This is a genomic window from Mixta sp. Marseille-Q2659, assembly GCF_940807255.1.
Classification (GTDB): Bacteria; Pseudomonadota; Gammaproteobacteria; order Enterobacterales; family Enterobacteriaceae; genus Mixta.
In genome coordinates this window covers 1-9,088 of the sequence record NZ_CALNWY010000055.1, presented here as the reverse complement: position 1 = coordinate 9,088, position 9,088 = coordinate 1, and the positions used below count along the sequence as shown (strand labels likewise).

Here is a 9,088-nt window from a genome sequence, read left to right as displayed (position 1 = left end):
ATATTTAACCAGGTCAGCATCGCCGATGCCTTCGATGTCCTTGCCTTTAGACTGAACATAGGCCAGGGACGGACGTAGACCGAAATCGAACTGGTACTGAGCAACCACTTCAAAGTTCTGCGCTTTGTTGGCAAAGCCGAATACGCTATTGCCACCAGCCAGAGAGGCTGTGAACGGCGTTGCGTTACGGGTTTCGCCGTACATTGCCGCCAGGTAGATGTTGTTGGCGTCATATTTAATCGCGGTAGCCCAGGACTCAGCGGTTTTACCCTGGCCATAGGTGCGGGTTACTGCTGGATCCAGATCGTCGCCGTTAGAGTCCTGAACGTTATAAACGCCGGCGCTCTGCTGGTTAGTACGGTCGCTGGCGCTATAACCTGCAGCGAAGCCTACGCCGATCGGCGTTTCGTAAGAGGTAGACACACCCCAGCCGTCGCCGTTAGAACGACGTGCGTCGTCACGGTCGTTTTTGCCCTGGTACTGAACAGCGAAGTTCCAGCCGTCAACCAGTCCAAAGAAGTTAGTGTTACGGTAGGTCAGCAGACCGGTGCTGCGGCCGTTCATGAAGTTATCAGAGTAACCAGAATCGCCACCGAATTCCGGCAGCATATCGGTCCAGCCGATCGCATCATACACAACGCCGTAGTTACGGCCATAGTCGATAGAGCCGAAGTCGCCGAATTTCAGACCGGCAAAGCCCAGACGGGTTTTATTACCGTCCTGCGCGTCAGAACCTTCAGAGTTATTCGCCTGAACGTTGTATTCCCACTGGCCGAAACCGGTCAGCTGATCGTTAATCTGGGTTTCGCCTTTAAAGCCGAAACGAACGTAAGTCTGGTCGCCATCGTCGCCTGCGTTATCAGAGAAATAGTGCAGACCTACCGCTTTACCATACAGATCCAGCTTGTTGCCGTTTTTATTATAGATTTCCGCTGCATTTGCTGCTCCGGCAGCTAACAGAGCAGGAATAACCACTGCCAGAATATTGCGCTTCATCATTTTTTATTACCCTCATTGGAGTTATTTGGACACCTGCCACTGCCGTCAAGAATTCTTTACAAAAGGCTTGATCAGAGTTTGGTGTCTTCCTGTGTCTGCAGGCATCTTTCCATTCGCCGCTAGGTAATTCTACCTCGAAAATGCTACCAAACCCTAATAGTAGTTTCAGAAAGAAAATATGTATTACAAAATGTAAAAATAAGGGAACTTTGTGAGATAACTCAAAATTTACAAAAATAAAAAAAGGCTGACAGTGTCAGCCTTTATAGATATATGAATTTCTTATATTTAATGCCGAATTTTAGAAACTGGCATTACGCGGCGTACGCGGGAAGGGGATAACGTCTCTTACATTTTGTACGCCTGTGACATAAGCGATCAAACGTTCAAAACCTAAGCCAAAGCCGGAGTGCGGTACGGTGCCGTAACGACGCAGATCGCGATACCACCAATAATCTTCTTTGTTCAGGCCCATTTCATTGAGACGCAAATCCAGCACATCCAGACGCTCTTCACGCTGCGAGCCGCCGATAATTTCGCCGATGCCCGGCGCCAGTACGTCCATAGCCGCCACGGTTTTGCCATCGTCATTCAGGCGCATATAGAACGCTTTAATATCTTTCGGATAGTTTTTGACGACAACCGGTGCTTTAAAGTGCTTCTCGGCCAGATAGCGCTCATGCTCCGAAGAGAGATCGATGCCCCATTCAACCGGGTTTTCAAAGCTCTGACCGCTCGCCAGCAGAATATCAATGGCGTCGGTGTAATCGACACGGGCGAAATCGGCCGTCACGAATTTCTCCAGGCGGCTTACGGCTTCTTTATCAACGCGTTCAGCAAAGAACGCCATATCATCCGCACGTTCTTCCAGTACCGCCTTAAACACATATTTCAGCATCGCTTCCGCCAGATCCGCTGCGTCATCCAGCGACGCAAACGCGATTTCCGGCTCCAGCATCCAGAATTCCGCCAGATGACGGCTGGTGTTGGAGTTTTCAGCGCGGAAAGTCGGGCCAAAGGTATAAATTTTGGAGAGCGCACAGGCGTAGGTTTCGCCATTCAGCTGCCCGGAAACCGTCAGGAACGCTTCTTTACCAAAGAAATCTTCATTGAAATCAACTTTGCCCTGCGCGTCGCGCGGCAGGTTTTCTAAATCCAGGGTAGAAACGCGGAACATTTCACCGGCGCCTTCGGTATCGGAAGCGGTGATCAGCGGAGTCGATACCCAGAAATACCCGTTTTCATGGAAGAAGCGATGCAGCGCCTGCGCCAGCGTATGGCGAACGCGCGCCACGGCGCCGATTAAATTGGTACGCGGACGTAAGTGGGCGACTTCACGCAGGTATTCAATGCTGTGGCGTTTGGCCGCCATCGGGTAGGTGTCCGGGTCTTCTACCCAGCCCACGACTTCAATTGCTGTCGCCTGAATCTCAAAACTCTGTCCCTGGCCCGGAGATTCAACCACTTTGCCCGTCACGATAACGGAACAACCGGTAGTTAAACGCAGCACTTCGCTCTGGTAATTAGGCAGAGAATTATTGACGACAGCCTGAACGGGATTAAAGCAGGAGCCGTCATACACGGCGACAAAGGAAATACCGGCTTTTGAATCTCTTCGGGTACGTACCCAACCGCGCACGGTGACATCTTCGCCAACCGCAACCTGGCCGAGCAGTACGTCCGCTACAGGCACAACGCTCATAAAGTTCTCTCTTTATTAGTTCGAAAATAAACAGGTTAACCCCGAATTTAGGGCTAATCTATGTTACTTGCCGTCGGGCAGGACACAAGCAGAATTCACTGCCGGACAACAGTTTTCTTTTTATTTAATCAATTAAAGAGAGAAGGGAAGAGATAAAGATCGTCAGCGCGGGCAGAAATCGCGCTGACGATGGCGCATCAGCTGGCTTTTTTCACCAGCGGAAGATCGAAGGCTTTACGCAACGCGCGGACGAAAGCTTTATCGTGACAGATGGTTTTACCGGGGCTGTCAGAGAGTTTTGCCACCGGCTTGCCATTACACTCAACCAGCTTGATGACGATATTAAGCGGCTTAACCTCAGGAATATCGCAGGTCAGACGGGTACCAATCCCGAAAACCACATTCGTGCGCTGACCAAAATGCCGGTAGAGATCGACCGCTTTGTTAAAATCGAGGTTATCGGAAAACACCAGCGTTTTACTGTGCGGATCGATATTCAGCGTTTGGTAATGTGCCAGCGCCTTTTCGCCCCATTCCACCGGATCGCCGGAGTCATGGCGCAGGCCCTGGTAACGATGAGCGAAGCCTGGACCAAAATCACGCAGGAAAGCGTCCATCGTGATGCAGTCCGTCAGGGCGATGCCTAACTGATCGTCATACTCGTCCAGCCAGGCCTGCAGCGCTGCGCGTTGGCTGTTAGCTAACACCGGGCTGATTTGCTGATGCGCCTGAAACCATTCATGCGCCTGCGTGCCTACCGGCGTAATGCCCAGCTGCCGCGCGATATCATAGTTGCTGGAGCCAACCAGCCACGGGAAATCGCTTTTCAGCGTCGTGACGATAGCCAGCTGCACATCGCGCGAAAAACGGCGGCGCGTGCCGAAATCCATCAGGCGGAAGCGCGACAGATCGATATTTTGCGTCTGCTGTTTAAAGTCATGAATTTTTTGCTGCAGGCGTTCAACGGCCATTTCGGGCGTCGCCTGCGGCGAGCGATGACGATGTACCACTTCACTGATCAGCGCCAGCAGCGGCACCTCCCACATAATCACTTCGCGCCACGGCCCGCTGATACGAATATCGAGCTTACCGGCATGATTACGGACTTTTACCTGTGCAGGGTTGTAGCGAAAGGTTTTCAGCCAGTCGAGATAGTCACGTTTAAAAAACGGCAGACCGGCCAGCCAGGCATATTCATCGTCACTCAGCGCCAACAGGCTCATCTGCGCGATCTGGTCGCTAATTTCATCAGCGTAGAGACCTAACAGATCGTCGCCCCGGCAGCGGAATTCTGCAGTAACGGTCACGTCGTGATAGCGATGAAATACAGCTTGCTGCATATGAAGCTTATAGGCATCGGTATCAAGCAGCGTGGTTAAAATCGGGGAAGCGTATCGTGTCATGGTGCGTTTCAGCATCCTCTCGCGCGGGGCGTTTCCGTAGGTGTAAACAGGTTCCAGAGATGAAAAGTATAACCTGCCAGCAGATTAATTGAAGCCAATCACAGCATAAAAGCCAGCGAGAGGTCGAGGATAACGTGCCATTGTAAACGGAATGTAGCATTAACTGCGAAAAGCCGGGTTTCGACGTGGCAAGCCGAGCGCAACCGGAATAGACTTAGCGAGTTAAACCATTGTTGATACGAGAAGAGTTTATGACGCAAAAGCCGCAAGTTAAGTACCGCCATGACTACCAGGCGCCAGATTACACCATTACCGATATCGATTTGACGTTCAACCTGGATGCTGGCGTGACACGGGTAACCGCGGTCAGCACGGTGAAACGTCTTGGCGCAAGTCAGGCCGAGCTGCGTCTTGACGGCGGAGAGTTAACTCTGGTTTCGCTGTCGGTCGATGACCAACCCTGGGAAGCGTATCGTCTGGAAGAGGGCGCGCTGATTTTGACCGGCCTGCCGGACAATTTCACACTCACAATCATTAACGATATCCATCCAGATAAAAATACGGCGCTGGAAGGCCTGTATCAATCGGGCGCGGCGCTCTGCACGCAGTGTGAAGCGGAAGGCTTCCGCCACATCACCTGGTACCTGGATCGACCTGATGTGCTGGCTCGTTTTACCACCACGTTGATCGCCGATCGTGCGCGTTATCCGTTCCTGCTCTCTAATGGCAACCGTATTGACGCTGGCCAGATGGATGACGGACGCCACTGGATCAAATGGCAGGATCCTTTTCCTAAGCCTTGCTATCTGTTTGCGCTGGTGGCGGGTGATTTCGACGTGCTGCGTGACAGCTTTACCACCCGTTCTGGCCGCGACGTCGCGCTGGAAATTTATGTGGATCGCGGCAACCTCGATCGTGCCGACTGGGCGATGACCTCGCTGAAAAACAGTATGAAGTGGGACGAAGAGCGCTTTGATCTGGAGTACGACCTGGACGTCTTTATGATCGTTGCGGTGGATTTCTTTAATATGGGCGCGATGGAGAATAAAGGCCTCAATATCTTTAACTCCAAATATGTGCTGGCGAAGGCGGAAACGGCTACTGACAAAGATTATCTCGGCATCGAAGCGGTGATCGGCCATGAATATTTCCATAACTGGACCGGCAACCGCGTTACCTGTCGTGACTGGTTTCAGCTGAGCCTGAAAGAGGGGCTGACCGTATTCCGCGATCAGGAGTTCAGCTCCGATCTGGGCTCGCGCGCGGTTAACCGCATCGATAACGTGCGCATTATGCGCGGCGCGCAGTTTGCGGAAGATGCCAGCCCGATGGCGCATCCGATTCGCCCTGAGCAGGTGATCGAAATGAACAACTTTTATACGCTGACGGTGTATGAAAAAGGTTCTGAAGTGATCCGCATGATGCATACCTTGCTGGGCGAAGAGAATTTCCAGAAAGGGATGCAGCTTTACTTCCAGCGTCATGACGGCAGCGCTGCGACCTGCGATGATTTCGTCCAGGCGATGGAAGATGCCTCTCATATCGACCTGACCCAGTTCCGCCGCTGGTACAGCCAGTCCGGTACGCCGGTGCTGACCGTGCGCGACGACTATAATCCGGAGCTGGAGCAGTATACGCTGCATGTTACGCAGATGACGCCGCCGACCGCCGATCAGAAAGAGAAGCTGCCGCTGCATATTCCACTCGATATTGAGCTTTATGATGATAAAGGCGAGCCGATCCCGCTTCAGCATAATGGCGAGCCGGTGCATCACGTGCTTAACGTGACCGAAGAGTTCCAGACCTTTATTTTTGACAAGGTTTACCATCAGCCGGTGCCTTCGCTACTGCGCGAATTTTCTGCGCCAGTGAAACTTGATTACAGCTGGAGCGATGCTCAGCTCACTTTCCTGATGCGCCATGCGCGCAATGACTTTTCCCGCTGGGATGCGGCGCAAAGCCTGCTCGCCACCCATATCAAACTGAACGTCGCCCGCTATCAGCAGGGGCAGCCGCTGTCGCTGCCGCTGCACGTTGCCGACGCCTTCCGCGCGGTGCTGCTGGATGAGCAGAGCGATCCGGCGCTGATGGCCTTGATCCTGACGCTGCCGAGCGAAAACGAGATTGCTGCGCTGTTCGACACTATCGATCCTGAAGCCAACGCAGCGGTACGCGATGCGCTGATGCGTACGCTGGCCGTTGAGCTGGCCGACGAATGGCTGGCGATTTACCACGCGTATCAAACGCCGGAATATCGCGTTGAGCATGGCGATATTGGCAAGCGTGCGCTGAAAAATGTCTGCCTGAGCTATCTGGCGCTGGGCGACAGCACGCTGGCAAACCGTCTGGTGCGCGCGCAGTATCAGCAGGCCAATAATATGACCGATGCGCTGGCGGCGCTCTCGGCGGCGGTAATGGCGCAGCTTGATTGCCGTGATGAGATGTTAAACGCGTGGGATGAACGCTGGCATCAGGATGGTCTGGTGATGGATAAGTGGTTTACGCTGCAGGCGACCAGCCCGGCGCTGGATGTGCTGTCGCGCGTGCGCGAGCTGCTGCACCATCGCTCGTTCAGCATGGGTAACCCGAACCGCGTACGTTCGCTAATTGGCGCCTTCGCCTCTGCGAATCCGGCCGCTTTCCATGCAAAAGATGGCAGCGGCTACCGTTTCCTGGTGGAAATGCTGGCCGATCTGAACAGCCGCAACCCGCAGGTTGCCGCGCGCATGATTGAGCCACTGATCCGTCTGAAACGTTATGATGCCGAACGTCAACGCATGATGCGCGCGGCGTTGGAGGAGCTGCAAAGTCTGGAGAACCTCTCCGGCGATCTCTATGAGAAGATCAGCAAGGCGCTAAGCGCGTAATCTGAAGGTTAAAGGGCGGCTGATGCTGCCCTCAAACGATTGCTCAACGTAAGGTGACGGGAACCCAGGCAGAAGAGTAAAGCGTCCCGCGGCCTGGCAAGGCGCGGGACAAGCTATCAGGGATGACGTTTTTTGCGTTTTTACGATCGGACTGGGTTCCCGGCACAGGCGCGTTTTTATAAAACAAAGGGCCGCGTCAGTCATCCCTGTACGCTGCCGTTTTTAGCCTCCGGCATAGCGCGGCAGTTCGTGTCGCGGCTGCTGGCGCTGCATCACCCGCTCCAGCACCTCCGCCTCCAGCTCCGCCAGTCGTGCCGAACCGCGCCGACGCGGACGCGGCAAATCAACCATTAAATCCAGGCCTATTCTTCCCTCTTCGATCAGCAGCACCCGATCCGCTAAGGCGACCGCTTCGCTGACATCGTGCGTCACCAACAGCACGGTAAAATTTTGCTGACGCCAAAGGTTTTCAATCAGCTCCTGCATTTCAATGCGCGTCAGAGCATCCAGCGCGCCCAGCGGCTCATCCAGTAGCAGCAGGCCCGGACGATGGATTAGCGCGCGCGCCAGCGCCACGCGTTGCCGCTGGCCGCCGGACAGGGCGGCAGGCCACTCGTTGGCGCGATCGGCCAGGCTGACGGCGGTGAGCGCCTCCATCGCCGCCGGACGCCAGTCGCCGCGTAAACCCAGACCAACATTGTCGATGACGCGTTTCCAGGGCAGCAGTCGGGCATCCTGAAACATCAGACGCGTCTCATCGCGGGCGGAGGAGAGCGGCGCCTGGCCCGCCAGCAGTTCACCTGTGCTGGGCGTTTCCAGTCCGGCCAACAGGCGCAGCAGGGTGCTTTTGCCGCAGCCGCTGCGTCCGACCACGGCGACAAACTGGCCGGAAGGAATATGTAAGTCGATCTCCTGCAAAATGGCGCGTTCGCCAAAGCGTTTGCTGACGCCCTGCAGACCAACGGGCGTACCGAGATTAAGCCGGGACGGCGTAGCGGCGACATTCATGGTGTTGCCTCCTTCAGTTGATAAGCCGGATGCCAGCGCAACCAGAGCCGTTCCAGCAGGACTGCGCTAAGATCGGCCAGCTTGCCCAGCAGCGCATAGAGAATAATGGCGACAACCACAATGTCAGTTTGTAAAAACTCACGGGCGTTCATCGCCAGGTAACCAATGCCGGAGTTGGCAGAAATGGTTTCCGCCACAATCAGCGTCAGCCACATTAACCCCAGCGCAAAACGGATCCCGACCATAATGGAGGGCAGGGCGCCGGGCAGCATCACCTGCGTAAACAGCCGCCAGCCGGAGAGTCCGTAGCTGCGCGCCATCTCCACCAGTCCGCGATCGATATTGCGGATGCCGTGAAAAGTATTGAGGTAAACCGGAAACAGCGTGCCGAGCGCCACCAGAAAAATTTTGGCCGCCTCGTCAATGCCGAACCATAAAATCACCAGCGGAATCAGCGCCAGATGCGGAATATTGCGCAGCATCTGCACCGAGGTATCCAGCAGCCGCTCGCCCCAGTGGGAGGCGCCGGCAATCAGGCCCAGCGCCAGGCCAATCGCGCCGCCGATGGCAAAGCCGGTTAGCGCGCGCCAGCTACTGATCGCCAGATGTTGCCACAGCTCGCCGCTGGCGCTGAGACGCCAGAACGTCAGCACCACGCTTTGCGGCGCCGGTAAAATTCGCGTGGAAAGCCAGCCGGTTTGCGAGGCGATTTGCCAGCTGGCCAGCAGCAGTACCGGCAGCAGCCAGGGCACCAGCGGATGACGTGAACGCAATTTCACTTTGCTCATCGGCGTTACCTCAGCTTTGCGACACTTTTTGCGGTGCGAAATCATTGGCCACCGCCTCGCCATGCGCCTGCACCTGACGCGGCGCAGGGATCGCCGGCACTGCCAAATCCAGATGCGGGAACAGCAACTCACCTACGCGGTACGCCTCTTCCAGATGCGGATAGCCGGAGAGGATAAAGGTTTCAATGCCGAGATCGGCATACTCCTGCATGCGTGCCGCTACCGTCGGCCCATCACCCACCAGCGCCGTTCCGGCACCGCCGCGCACCAGACCAACGCCTGCCCACAGGTTAGGGCTGATTTCCTAGGGCTGATTTCCAG

At 55.2% G+C, this 9,088-nt stretch carries 6 protein-coding genes and 1 pseudogene; 1 reads left to right on the top strand and 6 read right to left on the bottom strand.

Annotated elements, in window-relative coordinates; genetic code table 11:
* The 3 genes from P3C52_RS20495 to pncB all read right to left on the bottom strand — a co-directional run.
* The coding region (locus P3C52_RS20495) for a porin (RefSeq protein WP_275556710.1) at window positions 1-999 on the bottom strand (999 nt) is incomplete at its 3' end.
* A 301-nt stretch (window positions 1,000-1,300) separates the two neighbouring features.
* Window positions 1,301-2,701, bottom strand: coding sequence for an asparagine--tRNA ligase (gene asnS, locus P3C52_RS20490; RefSeq protein ID WP_275556709.1), 1,401 nt, complete (start codon window positions 2,699-2,701; stop codon window positions 1,301-1,303).
* A gap of 197 nt (window positions 2,702-2,898) precedes the next feature.
* Window positions 2,899-4,119 (bottom strand): nicotinate phosphoribosyltransferase, encoded by a 1,221-nt coding sequence (pncB, locus tag P3C52_RS20485; protein ID WP_275556708.1) that lies wholly within the window; start codon window positions 4,117-4,119, stop codon window positions 2,899-2,901.
* Between the two features lie 236 nt (window positions 4,120-4,355).
* Between pncB and pepN the strand changes: the two genes are divergently transcribed.
* Window positions 4,356-6,971 (top strand): aminopeptidase N, encoded by a 2,616-nt coding sequence (gene pepN / locus P3C52_RS20480; protein ID WP_275556707.1) that lies wholly within the window; start codon window positions 4,356-4,358, stop codon window positions 6,969-6,971.
* 222 nt (window positions 6,972-7,193) lie between these two features.
* On the opposite strand, the gene ssuB is transcribed toward pepN, so the two are convergent.
* The 3 genes and pseudogenes from ssuB to P3C52_RS20465 form a co-directional block, all read right to left on the bottom strand.
* A complete protein-coding gene (gene ssuB, locus P3C52_RS20475) occupies window positions 7,194-7,979 on the bottom strand; it encodes an aliphatic sulfonates ABC transporter ATP-binding protein (RefSeq protein WP_275556706.1) in 786 nt (261 codons plus the stop codon).
* Window positions 7,976-8,767 carry an aliphatic sulfonate ABC transporter permease SsuC gene (gene ssuC, locus P3C52_RS20470; protein WP_275556705.1) on the bottom strand — a complete coding sequence of 264 codons (792 nt, stop codon included), beginning with the start codon at window positions 8,765-8,767 and terminating at the stop codon, window positions 7,976-7,978. Before ssuC ends, ssuB begins: the two co-directional genes overlap by 4 nt.
* A gap of 10 nt (window positions 8,768-8,777) precedes the next feature.
* A pseudogene (locus P3C52_RS20465) lies at window positions 8,778-9,071 on the bottom strand (alkanesulfonate monooxygenase); the annotation flags it as partial.
* Between the last annotated feature and the right edge of the window lie 17 nt (window positions 9,072-9,088).